The sequence below is a fragment of the Bacillus cereus group sp. RP29 genome (genome assembly GCF_040459765.1).
Lineage (GTDB): Bacteria > Bacillota > Bacilli > Bacillales > Bacillaceae_G > Bacillus_A > Bacillus_A paranthracis.
On record NZ_JARVHN010000001.1, the window covers coordinates 2,978,874 to 3,003,854 of the forward strand.

The following is a 24,981-nucleotide window of genomic DNA, read 5'->3' on the forward strand; positions in this document are numbered from 1 at the left end:
TAGCATATAATTGATCTTCTTCTCACAATAATTAGTTCACATAATATTTTTATAATCACCCTAATACTCTTTATAGATATATAGAACTAATCATATTTAGGACTACATCTATCAAAACATCTATCGAATTTAATTTCAAATAATTCAGAATAAAAAAAGATGTAACTCTTAATGAATTACATCTTTAGCTAATCTCCCTTATTCATCTTTTTCTCAAATAAATAATACGTAATTTCTCCCGGATAATGTAATACAGTTACCTTCCGCTCCCCTTTTTTAAAACTAACAGTATGCCCGTTTTCTCCTAAGTTCTCCCATCCATTTGCCTTTGTAATAGGCATTACACTTATATATTGATAGTCCTCTTCATTATCATCGTTAATATGAATTGCTGACATTGGTACTGGAAAACCTTTAATTTTAGATTCTTTATTCATAAATATGAATGCAATTAAACCAACTAATAACATAGCCATTGAAATACTTGAAACTAGTTTTCTTCTATTCATTTTCACTAAAAACCCTCTTTTCTCGTATATAACTTTCATTATTTTACCAACTTTAATTATTTACGTATATAAAATAAATAATTTATATACTTTCCAACTTAATTTTCTCTACTTTAAACAACATCATTGTTATATATTATAATTATAAGTTTTTAAATTTTGGAGGCGTTACATATTGCAGAAATTACTTTTTACTAAATTGTCAGTTATTATTTCTATTTTCATCATTTTCGGTACGATTTTCTACGTTACTAATGTGAAAAATAACAATGAAAAAGCAACTGTAGAAACAGTGGATACAAAAATTTTCAAAACTAAATTACAACCTAAAATCGATGAATTGACTACTAATTATAATGACATCATCGAAAAAGATTGGTTGCCTGCCTGGGAAGAGATTAATACGACTGGAGATTCAGTAGATCGAAATAAACTATTAGTTACAATGAATGCTGTTTCCAAACAATATGAAAACATTATGAATGAAATAGACACTTTGAAAATTAAAGAAAATATATCGGAAGTACAAATACAAGAACAACTAGTTTATTTCACAACTGAGTTTAAAGCTGCTTCTAAATTTATGAAAAACGCGGCAGATTTAATTATAGACGGAGCCACTAACTCTACTCCAAACAGTGCAACAATTGAAAATACGAAACATGCTTTAGGGCTTGCAGATCAACATATTGTCATCGCTTTATCTACTTTAACTGAAGTTGAAGAGAAATTAGGACTTTCGAAAAAATAGAATTCTTTACTATTTTAAAATAAAAAATGATTGCATTTCATTAATTGTATATCTATAATGTTTTTATTGATTCTATACACATTCAATTCGTATAGGTTATTAATTTTATAATTCGGATGAACCATTCAGGAGAAGGTCTATTGATCTACCGACGGGGCAAAAAGTTGTTAACCGACTTTGAAACTCTCAGGTCTTGTTTACAAGTAGAACTGCATGGGGACGAATCTCTGGAGAGACTCCCTCCCGCTTTAAATAGCGCGGAGGAAAACGAGCACCGAAGGAGCAAATCCGCTACTATAGCGGATAATCTCTCAGGTAAAAGGACAGAGACAAGCGAAAGAAAATGCCGATTTGTATCGGTTTATTTTTCTATCCCTTGTTTCTCCAGAGACCATTTCATTTACTTGAAGTGGTTTTTATTTTTTCTAAAAAAGGAGAATAAAGATGGAGACAGTAAGTAAAGTATTAGAACAAATCAATCACTATGTGTGGGGATTACCAACGTTGTTGTTACTCGTTGGTACTGGTATTATTCTCACAGTGCGTTTAAAAGGTTTACAGTTTAGTAAACTATTATACGCTCACAAACTAGCTTTTAAAAAATCAGAAGATACATCTTCCTCTGGAGATATTAGCCACTTCCAAGCACTTATGACAGCTATGGCGGCAACGATTGGTATGGGAAATATAGCTGGTGTTGCAACCGCTGTGACGATTGGTGGGCCTGGTGCAATCTTTTGGATGTGGATTACTGCTTTATTCGGTATGGCAACAAAATATGCCGAAGCAATTCTTGCGGTGAAGTACCGTGTTAGTAATGAAAATGGTGAATATTCGGGTGGGCCAATGTACTATTTAGAACGTGGTTTAGGTAAGAAATGGCTTGCAGTTTTATTTGCTATATTCGGTACAACTGCTTCTTTCGGTATCGGTAATATGGTGCAATCTAATTCAGTTGCAGAGGCAATGCGAATTAATTTCTCTTTCCCTCCTGCTTTAACTGGTATAGTAATGTCATTTTTAATCGCTATCGTTATTTTAGGCGGTGTAAAAAAAATCGGGAAAGTAACAGGATATGTTGTTCCTATTAAAGCTTTCTTTTATATCATTGCTGGTCTTATCATTATTTTCTATCACTACGATCAAATTCCTGAAGCATTTTCACTTATTTTTTCTGGTGCGTTTAATGGTACTGCAGCTGCTGGTGGTTTTATCGGTGCAACAGTTGCATCAGCTATTCAAATTGGAATGGCGCGCGGCGTATTTGCGAACGAAGCTGGTTTAGGGAGTGCCCCTATTGCCGCGGCGGCTGCAAAAACTGATTCCCCTGCAAAGCAAGCTTTAGTTTCAATGACTGGTACTTTTCTAGATACATTTATTGTATGTACAATTACAGGGCTAGTATTAATTACTACAGGTGCATGGAAGTCTGGTAAAACTGGGGTTGAAGCTACAACACTTGCGTTTCAATCTGTATTCGGTACTGCTGGTAGTATGATTCTTGGTATCGCAATTATTTTATTCGCCTACTCTACTATTTTAGGCTGGTCGTATTACGGTGAGAAATGCGTGGCTTATTTATTTGGAGAAAGTGCTGTTAAATATTATAAAGCAATCTTTATTGTCATGATTGCTATTGGTGCGAATTTAAAATTAGGCATCGTATGGACATTTGCGGATATTGCAAATGGACTTATGGCGATTCCAAACTTAATTGGTCTTATTGGGTTAAGTGGTATTGTTGTTGCTGAAACGAATCGCTTTTTACAAGCAGAGAAATTGAAAGAAAATAATAAAAAACAGGCAAGTTAATCTATGAAAAAAGGAATGACTCATACATGATGAGCATTCCTTTTTTCATCCCCTCTTTTACTTTATTACTATCATTAAAAATATATTTATATCAATGTTTACTCCTTTTTATTCCTCCAAAAGTTTTTCACATAAATGTCATAAATCGTATGGTCTAACTATATAGTTGAAAAGGAATGCGACATTAAAGTGTCGCTGAAAAACTCATCCAAGAAAAGGGAGGAAAAATCTTTTGAAAAACAAAATCATTGTTTTCCTATCTGTTTTGTCTTTTATTATTGGTGGTTTCTTCTTTAACACGAATACTTCAAGCGCTGAAACATCATCTACTGATTACGTTCCTAACCAATTAATCGTTAAGTTCAAGCAAAATGCATCTTTAAGTAATGTGCAATCTTTTCATAAATCTGTCGGAGCTAATGTCTTATCTAAAGATGATAAGTTAGGTTTTGAAGTCGTTCAATTTTCAAAAGGTACTGTAAAAGAAAAAATAAAGAGTTATAAAAATAATCCAGATGTGGAATATGCAGAACCGAATTATTACGTTCACGCCTTTTGGACTCCAAACGACCCATATTTTAAAAATCAATATGGATTACAAAAAATTCAAGCTCCACAAGCTTGGGATAGCCAACGAAGTGATCCTGGTGTAAAAGTAGCCATTATTGATACAGGAGTTCAAGGCTCACACCCTGATTTGGCTTCGAAAGTAATTTACGGGCATGATTATGTTGATAACGACAATACATCTGATGATGGGAATGGTCATGGTACACATTGCGCTGGAATTACTGGAGCACTTACGAATAACAGCGTCGGAATTGCTGGTGTTGCCCCACAAACTTCCATTTATGCTGTTCGCGTATTAGATAATCAAGGAAGTGGTACTCTCGATGCTGTAGCGCAAGGTATTCGAGAAGCTGCTGATTCGGGTGCAAAAGTAATTAGTTTAAGTTTAGGAGCTCCAAATGGTGGTACTGCATTACAACAAGCCGTTCAATATGCATGGAATAAAGGCTCTGTTATAGTTGCAGCTGCTGGAAATGCTGGAAATACAAAAGCTAATTACCCTGCTTATTACAGCGAAGTAATTGCAGTTGCTTCTACAGACCAATTAGATAAGAAATCTTCATTTTCTACTTATGGTAGCTGGGTTGATGTTGCAGCACCAGGTTCAAATATATATTCTACTTATAAAGGAAGCACGTATCAATCATTAAGTGGTACATCTATGGCAACACCTCATGTCGCAGGAGTTGCTGCTCTTTTAGCAAATCAAGGATATAGCAATACACAAATTCGCCAAATTATTGAGTCAACTTCTGATAAAATTACTGGTACAGGTACGTACTGGAAAAACGGTAGAGTCAATGCATATAAAGCTGTACAATATGCGAAGCAATTACAAGAAAATAAAGCTTCTTAAGAAATAAAGTAAAACTTTAATCAGTTGATCTACCATTCATGCGGAATAAAATAGAAGGAGAGACTTCTACAACTAAAGCCTCTCCTTCTTATAAACTATATTACTCTCCCTGCTTTTTAACCATATGTAAATACAGAACAAAATCCATCATTGTCGACGAATGACCAAGTTGACGAATCATCGCTGTTATATTTCCTCTATGATATGTACCATGATTTACAACATGTTGTACTAACTCTAAAATTGAAGTTTCTAATTTTCCTACATACGGATTCTCGATAACAAATACAGCATTCACATCTTGTATTGTACTTAAAAAGTCTTTATATTGATCTGCCATATTTTCAAACATTTTTTCTAATTCATGTAACGATTTGTTTTCCATTTGTTTTCGTAAATCTTCTCGGCCTTGTATTGCTTCATTCATACTTTTACCATGCAATATGTGTAACCACACTTGATCTGTAATATAAATATGGGCAAACGTATCCTTGATTGATGGAAATACACTCTGCATCTGTTCAGTAAAAATCGTCTCATAGTTTGGTAATTCTTTTAGTCGATTGAATAATCGTAGATTAGCCCAAGCATGGTAATCCACTTGTTTTAACATGTACTCTTTCAATCGAAATCGCCTCCTTATTGTATGAAACGAATAGTTTGTTTCTTTATTTCTGATTCTCTATCAGCTTTTGCAATTCCTTTTTCTTCAATTTCTTGTTTATTTATAGTTTTATATTTTACATACGTATGAAATTCCTTTTGAAATGGAAACGGTGTAATCCGAATTGTTTCCTTGTCCACCCATTCAGCTTGTATAGGTTTCTCCTCCTTACTATTAAACATTTCTGTTCCTTCAAAACCATCTTTAAACAAATCAATTTCCTCTTCCTTTTCTACACCCGGTTTATTCATACAGACATATAAAGAAAGTTCATCGCAAAACTTTAATAATCTATAATGTTTATCGAACATCGCAAATTGTTCTTTTGTTAGCGTCGTCAATATTCTTTTTTGTCGTTCCAATTCCCCTGTATAAAATGACATCATCTCTTCATCTTCCTCATTTAATGGAAATGATAAAAAATGCTTACTACAAAGTAATGCTCCGTATGGATTGGAATCTTCAATTTCATTCAAACCAATCGTATAAAAGACAAAACGTAATGAACTTGGACAATCCATAAATGTATATGGGATATTTTTAGCATCATTTAAAATTGGTACTTTATCAAGTTCTATCCATCCTCTATCATGCTCATATATTGCATCAATTGTCTCTTTTAAATATGTGTCATCTTCAAAAAAATCTTCTTTTATATGCTTTGCAATCTCTCCAGCTAAAAAACCATGATCATGTTGACGAATTAATGTACTTTCTTTCTCATCCTTTTCACGAAAAATCATCCGTATACTCCCCCTCATCCTCATATTATAGCGTTTTCTATGCATCATTTCTTAATTAATCCCTAATTATTAGCAGGGATTCAGTTTCCTGCAACGAAATTAACATAACTATATAGCATTCTTTCTAACAATATAAATAGCTTTATCTTTACTATCTATTATACTAAATCATTCATTCCAAAAAATTTTTTTATGAGGTGAAAACATGAACAAAACAGAATTAATTAAAAATGTCGCACAATCAGCTGATATTTCTCAAAAGGATGCTTCTGCAGCTGTACAATCTGTATTTGACACAATTGCTACTGCATTACAGTCTGGCGATAAAGTTCAATTAATCGGCTTTGGAACTTTTGAAGTGCGTGAAAGATCTGCTCGTACAGGACGTAATCCACAAACCGGCGAAGAAATTCAAATCGCTGCTGGTAAAGTTCCTGCATTTAAAGCAGGTAAAGAGTTAAAAGAAGCTGTGAAATAAACAAGAAACCAGCCATTTTATAGGCTGGTTTCTTGTTTTAATTTAGTAATTGCTTTATATTTTCTGCATGATACACCTCGCAAATATAAAATATGCATCTGCAGTTACTTACAATTTGATATTTTCTTGTTGGATACACATGCGCCGAAACAGAGCATCCATCAAATAATTCAATAATATTCCCAGAAGGCTGATATCCTTCATATAATACGTTCCTTCTTACTTCCATCTTTTCTATAAGTTTTTCAACTGGAATGTTTCCACTCTCTAGCTCCCTCTTTATTGTATTTGGTAAAAACGAGGTATCCGCAAAAATGAGATTTTCAGATAATACTTTCCCTTTATAACTAATATTGGATACACGGTAAAGAAATGTTCCGTTTTTATCAAAGAAACTCTTTGCTTCTTTCGGGATATACTGTCTATCCAGCACCTCTTGTTCTAGAACATCAAACTGAACTGTATCATTCAATAACTTTTCTAAAGCATGAATAGATGATGTATCTCCAGAAAATAAAATATTTTTAATTGCTTGTACATTATAAGTGGATTCATTTGTTCTATTTTCCGCTACTAGCATGAGGAACACCTCTTCTATAAAATATTTTATTAAACTTATTTATAATTTAAAAGCGCTACTGCATCCAGCTGTATGATTTCGGTGACTTCTTTACTACATATTGCAATTGAAGCTATATAATCTATACTTGGCCTTAAATCTCTCATCACTGTATTTTCTACTAACTCTTGTCTATCCTGAAAAACTAACAAGTTTGGAGGATCATTTGGAGCTGATATAGTAATATCCACTGGTGGAATCATTAGACCTTCACCTGTCGCTTTGAGCACAGCTTCCTTTCTAGTCCAATATGTTAAAAAACCTTCTATTTTTTGTTCATTTGGCAACTTCATAACTTGCGCTATTTCAATGTCGGTTAATACGCCTTCTACCATTTTCATAACATCAACATCTGGATTCATTTGTTCAACATCAACGCCTACAGGTGCAGACTTTGTAAATGCAACTACAACCCACTCACCCGAATGTGAAACCGATAACTGCGGCATCCCCTCTGGTAATTGTGGTCTACCATGTTGTAACTTACATACTGGGCACAGCCTATCAATTGGCACTTGAACTGGTGACATAGAAAGTATTTTACCTAGAACTAATCTACTAATTACACAACCGATTATAAAACGAGCACGATCTGCCGAATGATGATATGAATTTGCTTTCTCTCGTTCAACATCATTTAGTAAATTGTAATGCCATGATTGTAAATCCGAAATTCTTCCCCACCATATTTGACAATCATTCTCATTCAAAATCGGTATAGAATCTACAACTTTACTTTCTATCATGTAAACTCTCTCCTTCTAAATACCAATATCATTTTATTTCAAAAGACCATTTTCAAACTTATTCATTTACAACTTCTTTCTCTTTTTGTAATACAGGTAACGGTTTTTTCTTCTTTTTTGACATTACCTCTTTATCAGAAATACGTAAAGAAAATAGTAATGCTACGAGTAAAAATATTGCTGATCCAATTAATGCTGCTTGATATGGCAATAAATCTGAATGAGTATTATGTTGTACACTGCTATTTCCAAAACCGGCTAGTATACTAGCTAAAACAGCAACTCCTATCGCTGAACCTAATCGATTTTGCACATTAAATATAGTAGTTGCTCTCCCCATAGAAGGCGGCGTTATATTGTTAAATGCAGAAAATTGAACTGCTCCAACTGATTGGCCTAAGAAAATACCTATGCCAAACAATAATACCCGTATTTGCCAAGGGTTCGTATCGTGATTTACAAAACTTAATAAAATAAAGATAATCGCCGTACAAATTAACCCTATAGAAATTACCTTACGAGCTCCTAATTTCTTATATGACCATGGCACAATCTGTGACGATATCATTAATCCAATGGCCTCTGGGAATGTAGTAAGACCTGATTCCAGTGCGGATGCTCCTATTACATTTTGATACATAAGTGGAAAAACAAATAACATTCCTAGTAAACCAGCTGATGAAAATAATGAAATAAGGCTCATCTTTCTAAAGACTGGTTCTTTTAATAAGCGTAAATCTAACATCGGTTGCTTTACTTTCAGTTCTACGATTATAAACAATGTAATGAATACAACCCCAGCTATCCCAGTACTCATAATTTCTGGAGAAATCCACCCTTTTGACGGTCCCTGGCTGAGTGCATATATGAGCATCGCAAATCCTGGTGCTGATAAAATAAAGCCGAGAGAATCAAAGCGACCAGCTGATTTTTCAACATGCTCTGCTAAAAATAGAAGTCCAAATAGCAATGCAACGATTCCAAATGGTAGATTAATATAAAATGCCCAGCGCCAAGACATTTGATCTACAAAAAAGCCACCAATAATTGGTCCTACTGCCGGTGCGACAGCAATTGGCAACACAATAAACCGAGAAATTTTCGGCCTTTCCTCTGGTGAAAATGTTCGGAATAACATCGCCATCCCAACTGGTGTTAAAAGCCCCCCACCAGCACCTTGAATAATACGAAAAATATTCAAGGATGTAATATCGTTCGCTATCCCACATAACGCAGATGCGGTTGTAAATACGAAAAGAGCAGCTAGAAATACTCTTTTCGTACCGAATCGATCTCCTAACCAACCAGAAATCGGAAGGAAAACAGCTAAGCTAACTAAATATCCAACATTAACTGTCCCCATCGCAGATGGTGGCACTTGCAGTTCCTTACTTATCGTTTGCAGTGCTACATTTACAATCGTTGCGTCCATGGCAGCCATAAACATCGCTGTTATATATACGATGCTTACAACTACTTTTGGATTTATTTTTGCTTTCATTATCGTTTTCCTACTACTATTTTTTCACCAGCTTGATTACTTTTTGGATTCAAATCTGTCCAGGTATTTTCAACATATTGTAAGCAATCGTGCCTGCTAGCTTCTTCATGTACGACATTCCACCCAATAGGTACATCAAGAAAGACAGGCCAGAGAGAATACTGGCCCTCCTCATTTATTAATACTTTATATGTGTAATTATCATTTTCAAATGGATTCGTCATACTCTCCTTACCCCTTTCTTATTCTGCAAATATTTCGCTAATACTTGTCCAATTTCCGTAAGTGGACCTGGCTGACATAGATCTTTATGTCTACAGTCAATATCATGCTGCAAAATTTTCCCATCTAAATAATTTAGCCATGTATTTGGAGAAATAGGATCAAACCAGTCTGGTATAACAGTAGATCTAAAGAATAAAATATCTCCATTATAAACTTTCGGTACGTATCTCCCTAATAATCCTACCGAATTTACATATGTTTCTTTCAAGTTCAATATAGTCTCTTCTTCAAGACTTGCTAATGCACTTCCATCTGTACGAAGGATTTCAACTGCACTTTCCATCGTAAGTGGTTTACCATCCATGTTATCTGGGTCATATCCGCCTAAAGCAAGTAATGCGATTAACGCTTCCTCTTCAGTAGGCGCTTCCGTATTCGGTAGGAAGTGACCAGGATAAGAATCTAGCATAACGAGTAATTCTACTTCTTCCCCTTCATTTTGTAGTTGCACTGCCATTGCATGCACAACATTTCCTCCGAGCGACCAACCGAGTAAACGATATGGTCCGTGAGGCTGTACTTCACGAACGTGTTTTAAATAATCCGCTGCCATTTCCTCTAAACTTTTTGGAAGTTCTTCATTTTTAGCGATACCACGTGCTTGTACACCATAGATTGGATAATCTGTTCCTAAAGATTTCATAAGTCCTGCATAGCACCAACTTAATCCACCTGCTGGGTGTACACAAAATAGTGGCAATTGGTTTCCACTTGCTCGTAACGGAAGCAACACATCGAGTGCACTTTGTCCATTTCCCACTTCAAGTCTTTCAGCAAGGCCTGCGACAGTAGGTGCTGCAAATAAAGTTCCGATATTTAATTCGATCCCAAGTGCTTCTTTAATACGGCTCATAAGCTGCACTGCAAGGAGTGAATGACCACCTAAATCAAAGAATCCGTCATCAATTCCAATTTGAGGTACACTTAGTACTTCTGTAAACAAGTCACATAACATTTCTTCTTGCGGTGTTCTTGGTCCACGACTAGAAGATGATACGATAAATTCTGGAGCTGGCAATGCCTTTCTATCTAACTTACCGTTCGGAGTTAAAGGGAACTCATTTACTACTACAAAAGCGTATGGAACCATATAATCTGGTAAACTACCACTAGCAAACTGACGCATTTCATTCGTATCAATCGCTTCATTATTTGATGCGACGATATAAGAAACTAATCGTTTATCCCCTGGTTGATCTTCCCGTACAATAACTGCTACTTGCTCAACTGTAGGGTGTTTCATTATGACCGCTTCTATTTCTCCTAATTCAATTCGGAATCCACGAATTTTTATTTGATGATCTGCACGTCCTATATAATCTAGCGTCCCATCTTGACGCCAGCGTGCTAAGTCTCCAGTACGATACATTCTTGTACCTGGCTTGCCAAATGGATCTGCAATAAAACGTTCTGCAGTTAAACCTGCCCTTCCTAAATATCCACGAGCAAGCCCTGCACCTGCAACATACATTTCTCCAACTACTCCAGGTGGCACTGGTTGTAAATAATGATCTAATACGTATACTTTAAGATCAGGTATACTGCACCCAATTAAACTATTTGCTCGTAAAGAAACGGTACTCTCATCTAGCTCAATATAACTAACATGTACTGTCGTCTCAGTAATACCGTACATATTAATAAGCTTCGGCGCGTTATGAGGATGTCGACTATACCAATCTTCTAATCGACTTAGCTCAAGTGCTTCACCTCCAAAAACAACATATCGTAAAGATAATTGTTGGCCAATCTCTTTATTTTCACGATCTGCTTGCATCAATTGATAGAACGCTGATGGAGTTTGGTTTAAAACAGTTACCTTTTCTTTAACAAGAAGCTGTAAAAATTCTTTCGGCGAGCGACTTACAGTATGTGGAACTACAACTAAGCGCCCTCCGTATAATAAAGGTCCCCAAATTTCCCAAACCGAGAAATCAAAAGCATATGAATGGAACATCGTCCACACATCGTTTCCATCAAACTGGAACCAATGATCAGTTGCTCCTAAAAGTCTTACTACATTTTGATGAGGTATCATAACGCCTTTCGGTCTACCTGTTGAACCTGATGTATAAATAACGTAAGCAATATGTGATGGAGTTAATGGCTTCACGCGCTCCATTTCATCAATATTGTCTTCACTATGTTTCTCAATTTCTTCTATTACTTTTACATTATCAACTAAAACTTTTAGTGCCTCATTACATTCAATTTCCACTTCTGAATTCGTTAAAACACATGATGGTTTCGCATCGTGTAGCATAAAAGAAATACGGTCTGCTGGGTAATCTGGATCTAACGGAAGGTATCCAGCACCAGCTTTAAGAACAGCTAATAAGCTTACAACCATGTTTAATGATCTTGGCATCGCTAAAGCAACGAGTTGATCAGGACCAATTCCTTTTGCTATTAGGAATCGAGCTATTTTATTTGCTTTTCTATTTAACTCTTCATAAGTTAATTTCTTATTTTCAAAGACGACAGCAATAGCATTTGGATTAATATGAACCTGCTTTTCAAATAATTGTGGCAATGTCATTTCTGGTGCAATTTGAAAACCACCATTCCACTTTTCTAACACTGTATTTTTCTCTGCTAAAGTTAATATTTCTAATCTGCCAATGGATTGATCTGGATTTGTCGCCGCATCATCTAATAACAAAATGAATCGTTCTATTAGTTTTTGAACCGTTTCATGTTTATATAAATCGGTACTAAACTCTAGTAAACCATGTAAACCGTTCGGAGTACCATCAACCCCGTGACTCTCACTAATTTCAAATGTTAAATCAAACTTCGCAGAGCCAACACTTTGAATTTCAAGGCTCGTTTCTATATCCGGGACATCAAAGATTGCTTCTGGCGTATTTTGGAAAGCTAACATAACTTGAAATAGCGGATGACTATTTCGAGTACGCACCGGGTTTAACACTTCAACGAGTCGTTCAAATGGAACATCTTGATTTTCATAAGCTGCAAGATTTGCCTGCTTCACTCTATTTAATAATTCTTTAAAACTTGGATCTCCTGAAGTATTTGTACCTAACACTAATGTATTTACAAATAAACCAACAATATCTGAAAGTACATCATCATTTCTTCCAGCAATCGGACTTCCAATTGGTATATCAGTGCCTGCACCTAATCTTGTAAATAGCGCACTTAGTCCTGCTTGTAATACCATAAACAAACTAACTCCGTTTTTCCGTGCGAGCTCTACTAACCTACTATGCATACCTGCATCTATATGAAAATGAATTGTTTCTCCTCTGTAACTCGTTTCCATTGGACGCTGATAATCTGTAGGTAACTCCAATTGATCTGGTAATCCCTTTAACTCTTTCTTCCAAAAATCTAATTGTGTTGAAATGAGACTTTCTTGTGTAGTTTCATCCCCTAACAATTGCTGTTGCCAAAGTGCATAATCTGCGTATTGAACTGGAAGTGTCTCCAGCTGTACTTTGTTCCCTTGACATCGCGCTTTATACGCCGCTGTAAAATCTCTCGTCAACGGTTGTAACGACCAGCCATCCCCTACAATATGATGCAATAGAATTAGTAATACATGTTCGTTTTCATTCACTGTAAATAGTTGCAAACGAACTGCTGGTTCAACATCGAGGTTAAAGCTATATCTTACAGCCTCCGCAAGTACACTTTCTAATTCATTTTTACATGTATTTGTTATAATCATTTCAAGATTTAAGTTTTCCATATGTAAAATTTCCTGGTAGGAACTACCTAATACGTTAGGGAAAATTGTTCTAAGTGTTTCATGTTTCTCGACTACATCATAAAAGGCACCTTGTAATGCTCCCTCGTTCAACTTTCCAGACAAACGAATGACTAACGGAATATTATAAGTAGGACTTGGACCTTCTAAACAATGTAAGAACCATAATCTACGCTGTGCAAATGAAAGTGGAACTTCATTTGGCCTACTTACTTTCTTAATCGCTGGTCTTGCAGTTTTTGCTCGATCCAATTGTTTCACTAATTCAGCAACAGTTGGCGATTCAAATAGTTTTCCAATTCCTAATTCGACACTTAACGTTTCACGAATTCTTGCCATTAAACGCGATGCAAGAAGCGAATGTCCACCCATTTCAAAGAAATTATCATCAATGCTAATGCGAGAAACACCAAGTACTTCTGCAAATAAATGACATAATATTTCTTCTTTCGGATTTCTAGCAACTCTCTCATTGTTCATGCCATTAAAATCAGGAGCAGGTAATTTCTTTCTATCAACCTTTCCATTTGGCGTTAATGGTAATTCTTCTAGCAATACAAATGCTGATGGCACCATATAATTCGCTAAACTTTCTGAAACATAAGAACGAATTTCTGAAAGATGAATCGTTTCCTTCTCTTCGGCAACAATATACGCAATGATTCGTTTATCATTTGGACGATCTTCTCGTACCATAACCACTGCTTGCTTAATATTTTCATGGCGTTGTAATACCATTTCAATTTCAGCTAATTCAATTCGGAAACCACGAATTTTAATTTGATGATCTGCGCGGTTCATGTACTCTAAAACACCATCACTGCGCCATTTTACTAGATCACCTGTACGGTACATGCGCTGCCCTGGTTTTCCATAAGGATTTGCAACAAACCGTTCAGCTGTTAACTCCGGTTTTCCTAAATATCCGCTTGCAAGCCCTTCCCCTGCAATATACAATTCACCAATTACTCCAGGTGGTACTGGTTGTAAACCTGCATCTAATACATACACGTCTGTATTCCAAATTGGCTTTCCAATAGGAGGTATACCACTTTCCCTTTCATCGATGTTCATGACAGTAGACCAAATAGTCGTTTCAGTTGGTCCATATAAATTAGTTAATGAACAACCTAATTCTTTTAATTTATTTGCTAAATGCGCTGGAAGAGCTTCACCACCAACTAGTATGTTTAGCCCTTGTAGCTTCTCTGGATAATCAGTTACTAACGCCTGCCAAAGCGTCGGTGTAGCCTGCATAATGGTCACTCTTTCTTCCTGTAAAAGTGTCGTTAATGCAGAAGGCTCTTGAATGTCTTCCTTTTGCGCAATTGTTAAACTTGCACCACTAATAAGAGGTAAATAAATTTCTAGAGCAGAAATATCAAACGCAAATGTTGTCACTGCTAATAAATGATCATGTTCATGTAACGAAAACTTTTGTTGCATAGCCATTAAAAAGTTACTTAAACCTCTCATAGGAACAATTACACCTTTTGGGTTACCCGTTGAGCCTGAAGTATATATTGTATAGGCTGGGTTTAAAATTGATACATCATTCTTACATTCTATATTCATACGAGAATATGTATGTAATGCTAGTTTCGTTTCTTCGTCATCTAATACAATTTTTTTCATATCATTTTCTATAACTAACTTAGATGAAACAGATGAATGTGTTATGATACAAACTGGTTTTGCATCATTTACTATATAATTTATTCGCTCAGCTGGGTATTCTGGATCTATTGGTAAATACGCTGCACCAGCCTTTAAAACTGCTAGCATACTAGTTACCATTTCTATTGATCTTGGAAATACTAAAGCTACAAACTGATTTGGTCTTATTCCTTCTTCTACTAAATAATGTGCTAGTTCATTCGCTCGTTCATTTAACTCTTTATACGTAAGATCTACACCGTTACAAGTAACTGCTACTTTATTTGGAGTTTTTTGCACTTGTTTTTCAAATGATATAGGTAGACTGATTAACTCATCGTCTTCCTTCGTTTCATTCCATTCCAATAAAACTTTATGATTTTCTTTAGGAAGAGTAATGTTTATCTTTCCAATTGACTCGTTTTTTTGATAAGCATTTATCATTAATTCTAATAATTGCATAAATCTTTCTTTATGCAATGCTAGCTCCGCACCATTATATACTTCCGGATTCGCATCAAAATGAATCATTAGCTCATTTTGATCAAAACGTTTATATACATTTATTGATAAATCATCGACAGGTCCCGCTGATAAATTATGTGTAATACCACGATTCCCCGCAAAGTTAAGCCCATAATCAAAAGGCATAACATTCACTAACGGTCCAAATAATCTTTGATTTTCACCTAATAACTTTAAGTCTCTTCTTAATTCCTCATGACGGTATTTATGATGGCGACGTACAGCTCGGATTTCTTTAGAAACTTGCTGCAATAATTCTACGAGAGTTATATTTGGAGTTACAGTAAGACGAAGTGGTACTAAATTCATTACCATACTCGGTGTATGAATAGATGCAGAACCTAGACGCCCCATCATCGGTAAACCTAAAACAATATCATTTTCACCTGTTAATTTATGCATATAAATACTTGTTACAGCGACAATGAATTCCGGCCAACTTGTTAACGAAATATTGATATTTTCTAGTAAAGCTTTCGTACTAGAACTACATAAATAAGCTGTTTCACGTAAAAATCCATTCGATGTTCTCGGTGCTCGTTCTGCCAAACTTACAACTTCTGGTTCATCCGCAAATTTTTCTAACCAAAAAGCACGATCTTCCTGAAATTGTTTAGACTCACGATACTCCATATCTTCTTGCACAACTTTTGCAAGAGAACCAAATGTCTTTTCATTCTTGTTTGTTTCTTCTATAAGTGATGTATACTCATTCGCTACCTTTTGGCTAAGAAGTGAAAATCCATAGCCATCCATCACAATGTGATGGATGCGCTGATACCAAAAGAAACGATTATTTTCAACTTGAATAAGTGCTTCAATAAATAAAGTATCTTTTTTCAAATCGACTGGCATAGATAAATCATTTTTCATCCATGCTTTAGCAGCCTCTTCAGGATTTTCTTCTTTACGAACGTCAATAAAATGCATATGAAACTGTGATTCTTCAATAACTTGCCATGGGCCAATTTCATCCTCTTCGAAGCGAACATGAAGTGCTTCTGCTTCCATTACAACTTTACGTACAGCTAATTCAAAAATGTCTTGATGAATATTTCCGTTTATTTCTACATATTCCCCAGTATTATAAATTGGATTAAGCGGATCTAATTGTTGCGCAAACCACATACCAGACTGCGCAGATGATAACGAATGACGAATCTTTTGACTATTAGGCATTCTTCACTACCCCTTTATTATGTAGTCTATATTAAAGTACACGTTCTGTTTGCAGAGATAATAAGCGATGCCAATCAACAACTGTTGGGTTCTCTGCTAAATCCGCAAAAGTAATCTCCTTTCCTTCGCGACGCCACTTCTCTACTAAACTCATAATTCTGACCGAATCAAGTCCTCTATTTAATAAATCTTCATCAGTCCCAACACTCTCTACTGGTTCACGAAGTAATTGTGCAACTAGTTCATGTACTTTTTGTAAAGTGATTTCATCATCATCTTTTAAACCTTGTAACTCTGTTAACAAACTGTTAGTTGATGTCGTTACTGCACATCTATTTGACGCATACTCCAACGCTTGTTTATGATGTTCTAGTGAAAAATCAGCAACTGCATCCGCTACAAAGAACGGCTGAATTCCATCCATAAATGCTTCACAAGCTGTTAAAAGGCAGCCAATATGCGCATAAATACCGCAAATAATGAGTTGATCTCTTCCTTGTTCATTTAAAATTTCTAATAGATTTGTCTTTTTAAATGCACTATATCTCCATTTTGTTAAGAATATATCATCCTCATCAGGAGTAAGTTCATCGACAATTTTCTTTTTATCTGGTCCAGCAGGAATACCGTCCCCCCAAAAATCTTGTAATAACCCTCGTTGTTCTAGTGTTTGTCCACCCGGTTGCGCTGTATAAACAACTGGTATACCAAGTTCCTTACATTTTTCTCTTATCACCTTAATATTTGAAATGAGTTCTACTTTCGGTGACTCTTTATCGCTATATGCATCAAGAAAATATTCTTGCATGTCATGGATTAGAAGAACCGCACGTTTCGGATCTGGTTTCCAATCCACTTTATTTTTTGGTAGTTCTGATTCAATTGGCATTTTATATACTGAAATAGATGGGATAGCCATCTAATCACTTCCTTCCGGTTTTTATTATTGTTTTACTGTAATAAGTTTTTCAGCAATGACTTTACGTAGTTCTTTTTTGCTTACCTTTCCAACGCCTGTTTGCGGGAATGATTCAATAAATTCAATTCGATCTGGAATCTTATAAGCTGCTATACCACGCTCTCTTAAAAATTTTTTTAATTCACTTACTGCCGGAGCTTGTCCGCGAGCTATAACAAATGCACAAGTACGTTCTCCTAAATAATCGTCAGGCATAGATACAATCGCTACATCATGTACTGCAACATGTGCTAATAGATGATTTTCAACTTCTTCCGCGGCAACTTTCTCACCACCACGATTAATTTGATCTTTATCTCTTCCTTCTACAATGATGTATCCTTGTTCATTTACTTTTACAAGATCACCTGTGCGATAAAATCCATCCTTTGTAAATGATCGTGCATTATGCTCTTCTGCTTTATAATAACCACGAATTGTATATGGCCCTCTTGTTAATAAACTACCTACTTCGCCAGGTTTTACATCGTTGTCATTTTCATCAACAACTCGTACTTCATCGAGTTCAGACATTGGTCTACCTTGTGTATGAATAATAATTTCTTCCGGATCATCTAATCTTGTATAGTTCACTAATCCTTCCGCCATACCGAATACTTGCTGTAATGTACATCCAAATGTAGGGCGTATACGTTTTGCAACTTCAGCACTAAATTTCGCGCCACCTACTTGAATCACTTCTAGACTCGATAAATCGTTATTACGTGAAGATGCAGCATCAAGCCATATCATTGCTAATGGTGGTACGAGAGCAGTAATCGTAACTTTTTCTTTTTCAATAAGTGCAAATGCCTCATCTGGACTACCTCCAGTTGCCAGCACTACTTTTCCACCCGCATAGAAAGTTCCAAATGTTCCAGGAGAGCTCATCGGGTAATTATGTGCTACTGGAAGAACGGCCATATAGACACTCTTTGCACTTAAATTACAAATTTCAGCGCTAACACGTAAACTATAAATATAATCATCATGCGTTCGAGGAATTAATTTAGAAAGTCCTGTTGTCCCCCCTGATAATTGGAGAAACGCAACATCACTTGGCTGAACTTCTGGTAATGGAACGGGATCTATATATAAATCACTTATGTTCACAAATTCTTCTTCTTCTCCCACTACAATTACATGTTGTAAAGTTGGCACTTTCTCTTTCACTTCTCTTGCTAGTTTTCGATAATCAAAACCGAGAGCTTTATCTGAAATAACGTAAGCACTCGCCTCACCAAACTCACAAAAATAACTAATTTCACTGCTTCGATGTGAAGGTAATGCAAAAACAGGAAGTGCCCCAATTCGAAATAGCGCAAAACATACTTCGAAAAACTCAATAACGTTAGGTAGCTGGATTACAACTCGATCCTCTTGCTTTATTCCTAAATTCAGTAGCCCTGAAGCTAATCGATCTACTTTTTTATCAAACTCACTATACGTAATATGCGTATTACCACTTACAACTGCAATTTGATCGCCATATTTTTCAGCTCGCTCTCTTAACATCCCGCCAAATGTTTCCCCAAGCCAACACCCTTCCTCTCGATAACGATCAGCAAATTCTTTTGGCCATTTTGTATAACCTGTTAGCATTCTTTCTGCCCCCTACTTTTCATTAAGTGAACTATCATTTAATCCTAATGCTTTCAACATTGTTTGGAACTTAGCTGATGTTTCTGCTAATTCATCTTCTGGTTTTGACTCAGCAACAACGCCCGCTCCTGCATATAAACGGAGTGTATTTTCTTGTACTTCAGCACAACGAATTGTAACAATCCATTCACCGTCTCCATTTAAATCACTCCACCCTAGCATTCCTGTAAAGAATTCACGGTCAAATGGCTCAATTTTTTGAATCGCCTCTCTCGCTTCTTCCATCGGTGTGCCGCAAACTGCTGGCGTCGGATGAAGAGCAATTGCTAATTCCAAAGAAGTAGTATTCGGATCCTTTAGTTCACCTTTCACTTCAGTAGATAAATGCCACATCGCTTCACTATGAATAACGGATGGCTTTTCCGGAACATGTAATGTATGACAGTACGGACGAAGCGCTGCAGCAACTGCTTCTACTACTACCGCATGTTCATGTAAATCTTTTGGAGAAGAAAGTAATTCCTCTGCTCTTCTCTTATCTTCAGCTGAATCCTCACTACGTGGCCTTGAACCAGCTAACGGATTAGAAATAACTTGCATACCATTACGTGAGACGAGTAATTCAGGGCTCGCTCCAATTAACGTCTTACTACTCTCATTTTCATCTTTCGATACATTCACAGCAAATGTATATCCATGCTTATTATGCGCTGCTAATTCTCGAAGAAGTTTTTGCTTATCAATCTTTTCGGAAGAATTAACATCTAACGATCTAGATAGAACGATTTTTTTTAAATCCCCGCCCTTTATTTTTGCAATTCCTTGCTTCACACCATTCATATACACTTCAGGCGCTGGCATTGGCGTCATTTCGAATGTTAAGTTCTCATTTGTTTCAAGCTGATTTGTTGTATCCAATTGTAATCGTTCAGAAGTCCTACTATATTCTGGTACGATAAGTTGGACTTCTTTTCTACGATCAAATGGCAAAGCACCGACAACGATAGGATTCAGATTTCCGGCTTGTTTTGCATTACATAATACTGCTTGTACAAGTTCTGGGAAACTTTCAATTTCATGATGCTTTACTGTAGTAAACTCTCCTTCTGCTAATATCGTTCGAGTTGGTGAAGCGAAAAAGAATGAAGATTCAGTCTTATAATCTTCTAGTAATTTTTCTGACAGTTCCTTTACAGCCGTAAATTCCTTCATTGTATAGTAACCCCCTGAATTTTTTATTAAACGCCTAATGTAGCTCCGCCATCAACACATAAATTATGCATTGTAATATGACTAGCTTTATCTGAAGCTAAAAACAATACTGCTTCAGCAATTTCTGAAGGCTGTGCAATTTTTTGTAACGGTATACCGAGTCTATATGTACTTTGAGAACCAGCAATTATATTTTTTTCTCCATTCTCATCAGCCCATAGTAACCTTTGCATTTCAGTTTCAGTAGAACCTGGAGAAACTACGTTACAGCGAATGTTATACGCTGCAAGTTCTAATCCTAAACATTTCATAAACATCGTCGTAGCAGCTTTTGATGCAGCATATGCAGCCATCTCCATTCTCGGCGTATTTGCTGCATTTGAACCAACTGTAACAATTGCCCCTGACTTTCTTTGCATCATATGTTTACTTACTGCTCGGGACATATAGAAAACTCCTGTAGAATTTACAGAAAACGTTTTATTCCAATCTTCATCACTTAACGAGTGAATCGCTCCCATACGTAAAACCCCTGCAACATTTACTAATATATCTATTGGAGCTATTTCATTTTCAATATCATTTACCATCTGTTCAACTGCGGTACTATCACTCACATCTAAGCAAAACGTTTTCAAATGTATTTCATTTAAGAGTTCGTTTAATCCCTCTTCATTTTGATCAACCGCAATAACTGTAGCTCCTCTTTCTAAAAACATTTTAGCAACAACACTACCTATACCTTGAGCTGCACCTGTTACTAAAACAGTTTTCCCATCAAATTCCCCTAAGTTCATTTCCTCTATCCTTTCATTTAAAAATCAATCTAATTAAATAAATAATGATAATGATTATCATTATCGATGTAAAAAATAATACACTTACTAAACTAATTGGTCAAGTGTACTTTTCATTAAAATATTATTCATTGATAATGTTTTTCATTTAATGTTCTTACACCGAAATGATAATCTTTATCAATAAACTTGTCAACCTATTTTTATTTTTCAGATAAAAACTTTAGTGCTTTTCAATACAATTACATCTAAAAGTATTAATAAACACTTACATTAATACTTTAATTCTTACTCCTCTTTGTAAAAATTGAAGATGATAAACTGAAGGTCTCTTCAGTTACAAAGCCTTAACAAAAAGTCGAGCATTTATTTTCTCAATATTTGTCTGAAAATATATCTTGCAAACATCAATTCATATTTTCTTTATTATTTAAGATTTAATACATATTTCGAATACGATGTATCGATTTATTATATTCCAATATAATCCAAACGGATATTTCACTCACTTTTATATCAAAAAAAATAAAAAGTAATTTAACCTTGTTAAAATAACTCAAAAAAGCACCCTATTTAACAGGATGCTTTTTCGTAACTATAGTGTTATAGAAGATTTATATACTTATGCTACGCTGCGATACGCTTCTTCTTGTTCTTTTTTCTGTTTAGGTGCTCGAATTAAAATTGCGATAATGAATGACACGACACATAGTACGCCAATCACCATAAAGGTTGGTTTGAATCCACCTAGAAGTGCACCGATAAAGGAACCTGCAAGCGCTCCAAATCCAAATCCTTGATACACAATTCCGTAATTCTTACTATGGTTTTTCATACCGAAGAAATCACCAACAATAGCTGGGAAAATAGTAATATTTCCACCAAAACAAAACGCTACACTTGCTACACATACGAAGTAGATACCGTAATTCAAATCTACGAAACTTAGAACTAATACCGAACTCGCCATAACCACAAAAGTACCCGTAACGATTTTTAAACGACCAATTTTATCTGATAACGGTCCTAGAATAATACGACCTAATGTGTTAAATATTGCAACCATAGCCACCGCATTAGCTGCTGTCGCTGCACTAAGCCCTACAAGTTGAACACCAATGTCTTTTACCATACCAATTAAGTATAAGCCACTCATACATGATGTAAATAACATGATGAATAATAAGTATACTTGTTTTGTGCCTAACATTTCTTTCATTGTATATTCATGAGTGTTTGTTTCCTGAACTGCACCTTGATCAGCAGCTTGATGGATTAAACAAGCTCCAAGGACAATCATAGCTGTAACAATTAAACCCCAATATATAAACGCTTGCGATACACCAACGGAATCGATTAACTTTGCATTTATATATTTGAAAATTAAGCTACCTGTACCATATGCAGCTACAGATATACCAGAGATTAAACCTTTACGTTCAGGGAACCACTTAATTAAATTAGATAGTGAAGTAATATAAGCTGTACCATCTGCGTAACCTACAACAACTCCTGCTAGTATATAAAGCAATATTAACGAAGAAGCTTGTGAACTAAGTACTAATCCTAGTCCTAATGCTAGTCCAGCTATCATAATAAGTTTACGAAGTCCCCATTTTTCTTGCAATTTACTTGCAAATAAAGTTGAAAATGCTAAGGAAAGACTAGTAATTGAGAAAGTTATCGCAACCGCGTTAAGACTCCAACCGTATTTACTAACTAAAGGCTGATTGAATAAACTCCATGTATATATCGTTCCAAGTCCCATTTGAACTATTACTGTACCAAGGACAACAAGCCATGGATTAACCTTTGATTTTTTCATACCTTTCCGCCTCCTCTTTCTATTTCAATGCTTTTCGCTAAGTCTTGTTTTTTTATGTTCATTTTGGTCATCTCTTTTGATTTAACACCTTCATTGTATAAGATGTTTTCAGTCATGTAAGCACTTACAAGGCAGGGCGTCAAAAACATGGAATCAGTTACAGAAAACGAAGGATGAAATACAAAAAAATGTTTTTTAAATACGTAATAGTTGTTCATATTGTTTTGTATAAGTTAAATTTACATATGTTTTTGAATCCTTTTTTCAATAGTAAAACAATAAAACCGTCTCTTTAATAAACATTAAAGAGACGGTTTTATTAAATTAATTCATAAGCCTGACTTTCTTTATACATTTATAATTGTTTCTTCAAATGTAATAATTGGCTCTACAAATTCCATCATAATGAAAGCATTTTTAATACGTCTTGTTAAAACTTCTTTTAATTCTGCACACATTTCTTCTGTAAGTGATTTTACAAATACAAAGTTGTGATAATACATCACACTCTTCTCTTTACTTAAAGGATTTAAAAACATCCCCTCTTTTGTAACGAGAGCGTTAGAATGCCCCGCTAAAGTTGAAAGAAATGTCTCTAAAATTTTTATTTCTCTTTTTGAAAATGCTTCTTCACAAACTACTTTAATATTCATTTCTGTTATCATTTATATATTCCCCCAACCATTTTTTCACAAGGGGATACTATTAAATCTTTACACAACTCCCCTTGTCGTTCAAAAAATTCACCAGAAAACTAAGTTGACTAACTTGTTTTTTCCCTTTATTCATATAAATCTCTCCTTTCGTATATATTACTTCTCCATTTGTAATTGATTACCTTTTTATATTGAAGTTTTTCTATGTTTTTAATTGGAATTTCACCAAAAGGGATCTTATTCCTAAACATATATTTTTTTGTACTCCTAAAAAACCCTTACTTATTTACTTTACGTTTTGGGCTACATAGTATTTGTCTTTTAAATAATTTGTTTAGCTGCAGTATATATTACATAGAAATATTGTTTCACTGATGCTGAAAACAATTTACTTTGCTTATAATAAAATATAACTTTTAGCATAGGAGTACTTTATACTCTTCTATTAGACTACAAATATTTTTTTGATAAATAAAACTAAATATTCACTAATATACTTATACGTGGTTTAATATATATAATAAAAAATATTTCTGTCTTTAATGAGGAGGTACTATGAAAGCAAACGTAGGGGATACTATACTTTTTCAACGAAACAATTTAAAGATTACAGGATCTGTATTAAAACTTTATACTGAATCGGTCTTAGTTGAAATTACAAATGTAAGCGGTGGTACTTTTGAATTTGATCGAACAATTGTAAATCATAAAAACTATAAAGTTTTAAATGCAAATACATAAAACAACCCAAAATAGCCCCTGCTAAACAGCAGGGGCTATTTTATATAAAAATATTTCACTAGTTTATATACCCTAAAACATTAACAATCTTACTCGCTTTTAAATTGTTAATATGATAATAAATTTCTAAACCTCTTCTCTCTGCTCGTAACACTTTACCCTTCATTTTTGATAAATGTTGTGAAACAGTAGATTGCGGGATGTTCAGTAACTCTGTTAATTGTGTTACATTACAAGTTTTTCTTGTACTTAATTCATTTACAATTTGCAGTCGGATTGGATGCGCCATAATTTTTAAAATATCTACATCTTCTTCTGAAACTAAAGTTTTTTTCATTTCACTCGTATATGTTGTCATAAGACATTCCCCTTTTATATGAATTCCATTTTTATAAGATCTATTTCCAAAATTTTTAAAACCCTCGATTAAAACTTTCATATAGAAATAAAAGGATTTTAAATTTTTGAAAACAGAACTTACATTCACTTTATTTATTTGGTACATATACATAATACAATGTTAATATGTGCTCTATGTGAAGTTCGCATAAATTTGTAATGAA

The 24,981-nt window shown here is 35.0% G+C and carries 20 protein-coding genes and 1 riboswitch; of the genes, 5 read left to right on the top strand and 15 right to left on the bottom strand.

What is annotated here, in order from left to right:
• Window positions 1–188: 188 nt before the first annotated feature.
• Window positions 189–551, bottom strand: a complete 363-nt coding sequence (locus QCI47_RS15900) for a hypothetical protein (RefSeq protein WP_139339200.1) — start codon at window positions 549–551, stop codon at window positions 189–191.
• Window positions 552–684: 133 nt separating this feature from the next.
• On the opposite strand from QCI47_RS15900, the gene QCI47_RS15905 reads away from it, so the two are divergent.
• The 3 genes from QCI47_RS15905 to QCI47_RS15915 all read left to right on the top strand — a co-directional run bounded on the left by QCI47_RS15905 (window position 685) and on the right by QCI47_RS15915 (window position 4,498).
• The gene (locus QCI47_RS15905; RefSeq protein ID WP_001170861.1) at window positions 685–1,260 is read left to right on the top strand and encodes a hypothetical protein; all 576 of its coding nucleotides are present in this window, start codon (window positions 685–687) and stop codon (window positions 1,258–1,260) included.
• 217 nt (window positions 1,261–1,477) lie between these two features.
• Window positions 1,478–1,597: riboswitch (glycine riboswitch) on the top strand.
• A 107-nt stretch (window positions 1,598–1,704) separates the two neighbouring features.
• Window positions 1,705–3,072 carry an alanine/glycine:cation symporter family protein gene (locus tag QCI47_RS15910; protein ID WP_000451019.1) on the top strand — a complete coding sequence of 456 codons (1,368 nt, stop codon included), beginning with the start codon at window positions 1,705–1,707 and terminating at the stop codon, window positions 3,070–3,072.
• A gap of 232 nt (window positions 3,073–3,304) precedes the next feature.
• Window positions 3,305–4,498, top strand: a complete 1,194-nt coding sequence (locus QCI47_RS15915) for a S8 family peptidase (protein ID WP_000790931.1) — start codon at window positions 3,305–3,307, stop codon at window positions 4,496–4,498.
• Between the two features lie 100 nt (window positions 4,499–4,598).
• Here the strand turns inward: QCI47_RS15915 and QCI47_RS15920 are convergent, their stop codons facing one another.
• The gene (locus QCI47_RS15920; RefSeq protein ID WP_000666447.1) at window positions 4,599–5,123 is read right to left on the bottom strand and encodes a DinB family protein; all 525 of its coding nucleotides are present in this window, start codon (window positions 5,121–5,123) and stop codon (window positions 4,599–4,601) included.
• A gap of 14 nt (window positions 5,124–5,137) precedes the next feature.
• On the bottom strand, window positions 5,138–5,905 hold the full coding sequence (locus QCI47_RS15925; RefSeq protein WP_061184685.1) for a DUF3891 family protein: 768 nt from the start codon (window positions 5,903–5,905) through the stop codon (window positions 5,138–5,140).
• Window positions 5,906–6,110: 205 nt separating this feature from the next.
• Here QCI47_RS15925 and QCI47_RS15930 point away from each other — a divergent pair, with 205 nt between their 5' ends.
• On the top strand, window positions 6,111–6,383 hold the full coding sequence (locus tag QCI47_RS15930; protein WP_001043907.1) for an HU family DNA-binding protein: 273 nt from the start codon (window positions 6,111–6,113) through the stop codon (window positions 6,381–6,383).
• Between the two features lie 37 nt (window positions 6,384–6,420).
• On the opposite strand, the gene QCI47_RS15935 is transcribed toward QCI47_RS15930, so the two are convergent.
• The 11 genes from QCI47_RS15935 to QCI47_RS15985 form a co-directional block, all read right to left on the bottom strand.
• Entirely contained in the window at window positions 6,421–6,963 is a 543-nt protein-coding gene (locus QCI47_RS15935; RefSeq protein WP_000959145.1) for a hypothetical protein, read from the bottom strand.
• A gap of 35 nt (window positions 6,964–6,998) precedes the next feature.
• Window positions 6,999–7,748, bottom strand: a complete 750-nt coding sequence (gene sfp / locus QCI47_RS15940; RefSeq protein ID WP_000572991.1) for a 4'-phosphopantetheinyl transferase Sfp — start codon at window positions 7,746–7,748, stop codon at window positions 6,999–7,001.
• A gap of 58 nt (window positions 7,749–7,806) precedes the next feature.
• Window positions 7,807–9,249, bottom strand: a complete 1,443-nt coding sequence (locus QCI47_RS15945) for an MDR family MFS transporter (protein WP_000644781.1) — start codon at window positions 9,247–9,249, stop codon at window positions 7,807–7,809.
• Window positions 9,249–9,473, bottom strand: a complete 225-nt coding sequence (locus QCI47_RS15950) for an MbtH family protein (protein ID WP_000184064.1) — start codon at window positions 9,471–9,473, stop codon at window positions 9,249–9,251. Before QCI47_RS15950 ends, QCI47_RS15945 begins: the two co-directional genes overlap by 1 nt.
• Window positions 9,470–16,627: an amino acid adenylation domain-containing protein gene (locus QCI47_RS15955; protein WP_353811856.1), complete on the bottom strand. Its 7,158-nt coding sequence runs from the start codon at window positions 16,625–16,627 to the stop codon at window positions 9,470–9,472. The genes QCI47_RS15950 and QCI47_RS15955 overlap by 4 nt, the downstream gene beginning before the upstream one ends.
• A gap of 31 nt (window positions 16,628–16,658) precedes the next feature.
• The gene (gene dhbB / locus QCI47_RS15960) at window positions 16,659–17,546 is read right to left on the bottom strand and encodes an isochorismatase (RefSeq protein WP_001007245.1); all 888 of its coding nucleotides are present in this window, start codon (window positions 17,544–17,546) and stop codon (window positions 16,659–16,661) included.
• A gap of 24 nt (window positions 17,547–17,570) precedes the next feature.
• The gene (locus QCI47_RS15965; RefSeq protein WP_076868058.1) at window positions 17,571–19,187 is read right to left on the bottom strand and encodes a (2,3-dihydroxybenzoyl)adenylate synthase; all 1,617 of its coding nucleotides are present in this window, start codon (window positions 19,185–19,187) and stop codon (window positions 17,571–17,573) included.
• 12 nt (window positions 19,188–19,199) lie between these two features.
• Window positions 19,200–20,399 carry an isochorismate synthase DhbC gene (gene dhbC / locus QCI47_RS15970; protein WP_071742228.1) on the bottom strand — a complete coding sequence of 400 codons (1,200 nt, stop codon included), beginning with the start codon at window positions 20,397–20,399 and terminating at the stop codon, window positions 19,200–19,202.
• A 26-nt stretch (window positions 20,400–20,425) separates the two neighbouring features.
• On the bottom strand, window positions 20,426–21,196 hold the full coding sequence (gene dhbA, locus QCI47_RS15975; protein ID WP_001048422.1) for a 2,3-dihydro-2,3-dihydroxybenzoate dehydrogenase: 771 nt from the start codon (window positions 21,194–21,196) through the stop codon (window positions 20,426–20,428).
• Window positions 21,197–21,818: 622 nt separating this feature from the next.
• The gene (locus QCI47_RS15980) at window positions 21,819–23,021 is read right to left on the bottom strand and encodes an L-lactate MFS transporter (RefSeq protein WP_000748916.1); all 1,203 of its coding nucleotides are present in this window, start codon (window positions 23,019–23,021) and stop codon (window positions 21,819–21,821) included.
• A gap of 347 nt (window positions 23,022–23,368) precedes the next feature.
• Window positions 23,369–23,686, bottom strand: coding sequence for a hypothetical protein (locus tag QCI47_RS15985; protein WP_000627294.1), 318 nt, complete (start codon window positions 23,684–23,686; stop codon window positions 23,369–23,371).
• A 546-nt stretch (window positions 23,687–24,232) separates the two neighbouring features.
• Here QCI47_RS15985 and QCI47_RS15990 point away from each other — a divergent pair.
• Window positions 24,233–24,418, top strand: a complete 186-nt coding sequence (locus QCI47_RS15990) for a YkvS family protein (protein ID WP_000646792.1) — start codon at window positions 24,233–24,235, stop codon at window positions 24,416–24,418.
• A gap of 58 nt (window positions 24,419–24,476) precedes the next feature.
• Here the strand turns inward: QCI47_RS15990 and QCI47_RS15995 are convergent, their stop codons facing one another.
• The gene (locus tag QCI47_RS15995) at window positions 24,477–24,776 is read right to left on the bottom strand and encodes an ArsR/SmtB family transcription factor (RefSeq protein ID WP_000214794.1); all 300 of its coding nucleotides are present in this window, start codon (window positions 24,774–24,776) and stop codon (window positions 24,477–24,479) included.
• Window positions 24,777–24,981 lie beyond the last annotated feature (205 nt).

What these genes read in the sequence shown, in the direction of transcription:
- QCI47_RS15985 (WP_000627294.1), bottom strand. Translation starts at nt 23,686, where the DNA reads ATGATAACAGAAATGAATATTAAAGTAGTTTGTGAAGAAGCATTTTCA.
- QCI47_RS15925 (WP_061184685.1), bottom strand. Translation starts at nt 5,905, where the DNA reads ATGATTTTTCGTGAAAAGGATGAGAAAGAAAGTACATTAATTCGTCAA.
- QCI47_RS15930 (WP_001043907.1), top strand. Translation starts at nt 6,111, where the DNA reads ATGAACAAAACAGAATTAATTAAAAATGTCGCACAATCAGCTGATATT.
- QCI47_RS15990 (WP_000646792.1), top strand. Translation starts at nt 24,233, where the DNA reads ATGAAAGCAAACGTAGGGGATACTATACTTTTTCAACGAAACAATTTA.
- QCI47_RS15965 (WP_076868058.1), bottom strand. Translation starts at nt 19,187, where the DNA reads ATGCTAACAGGTTATACAAAATGGCCAAAAGAATTTGCTGATCGTTAT.
- dhbC (WP_071742228.1), bottom strand. Translation starts at nt 20,399, where the DNA reads ATGAAGGAATTTACGGCTGTAAAGGAACTGTCAGAAAAATTACTAGAA.
- QCI47_RS15950 (WP_000184064.1), bottom strand. Translation starts at nt 9,473, where the DNA reads ATGACGAATCCATTTGAAAATGATAATTACACATATAAAGTATTAATA.
- QCI47_RS15910 (WP_000451019.1), top strand. Translation starts at nt 1,705, where the DNA reads ATGGAGACAGTAAGTAAAGTATTAGAACAAATCAATCACTATGTGTGG.
- dhbA (WP_001048422.1), bottom strand. Translation starts at nt 21,196, where the DNA reads ATGAACTTAGGGGAATTTGATGGGAAAACTGTTTTAGTAACAGGTGCA.
- dhbB (WP_001007245.1), bottom strand. Translation starts at nt 17,546, where the DNA reads ATGGCTATCCCATCTATTTCAGTATATAAAATGCCAATTGAATCAGAA.
- sfp (WP_000572991.1), bottom strand. Translation starts at nt 7,748, where the DNA reads ATGATAGAAAGTAAAGTTGTAGATTCTATACCGATTTTGAATGAGAAT.
- QCI47_RS15955 (WP_353811856.1), bottom strand. Translation starts at nt 16,627, where the DNA reads ATGCCTAATAGTCAAAAGATTCGTCATTCGTTATCATCTGCGCAGTCT.
- QCI47_RS15935 (WP_000959145.1), bottom strand. Translation starts at nt 6,963, where the DNA reads ATGCTAGTAGCGGAAAATAGAACAAATGAATCCACTTATAATGTACAA.
- QCI47_RS15980 (WP_000748916.1), bottom strand. Translation starts at nt 23,021, where the DNA reads ATGAAAAAATCAAAGGTTAATCCATGGCTTGTTGTCCTTGGTACAGTA.
- QCI47_RS15945 (WP_000644781.1), bottom strand. Translation starts at nt 9,249, where the DNA reads ATGAAAGCAAAAATAAATCCAAAAGTAGTTGTAAGCATCGTATATATA.
- QCI47_RS15995 (WP_000214794.1), bottom strand. Translation starts at nt 24,776, where the DNA reads ATGACAACATATACGAGTGAAATGAAAAAAACTTTAGTTTCAGAAGAA.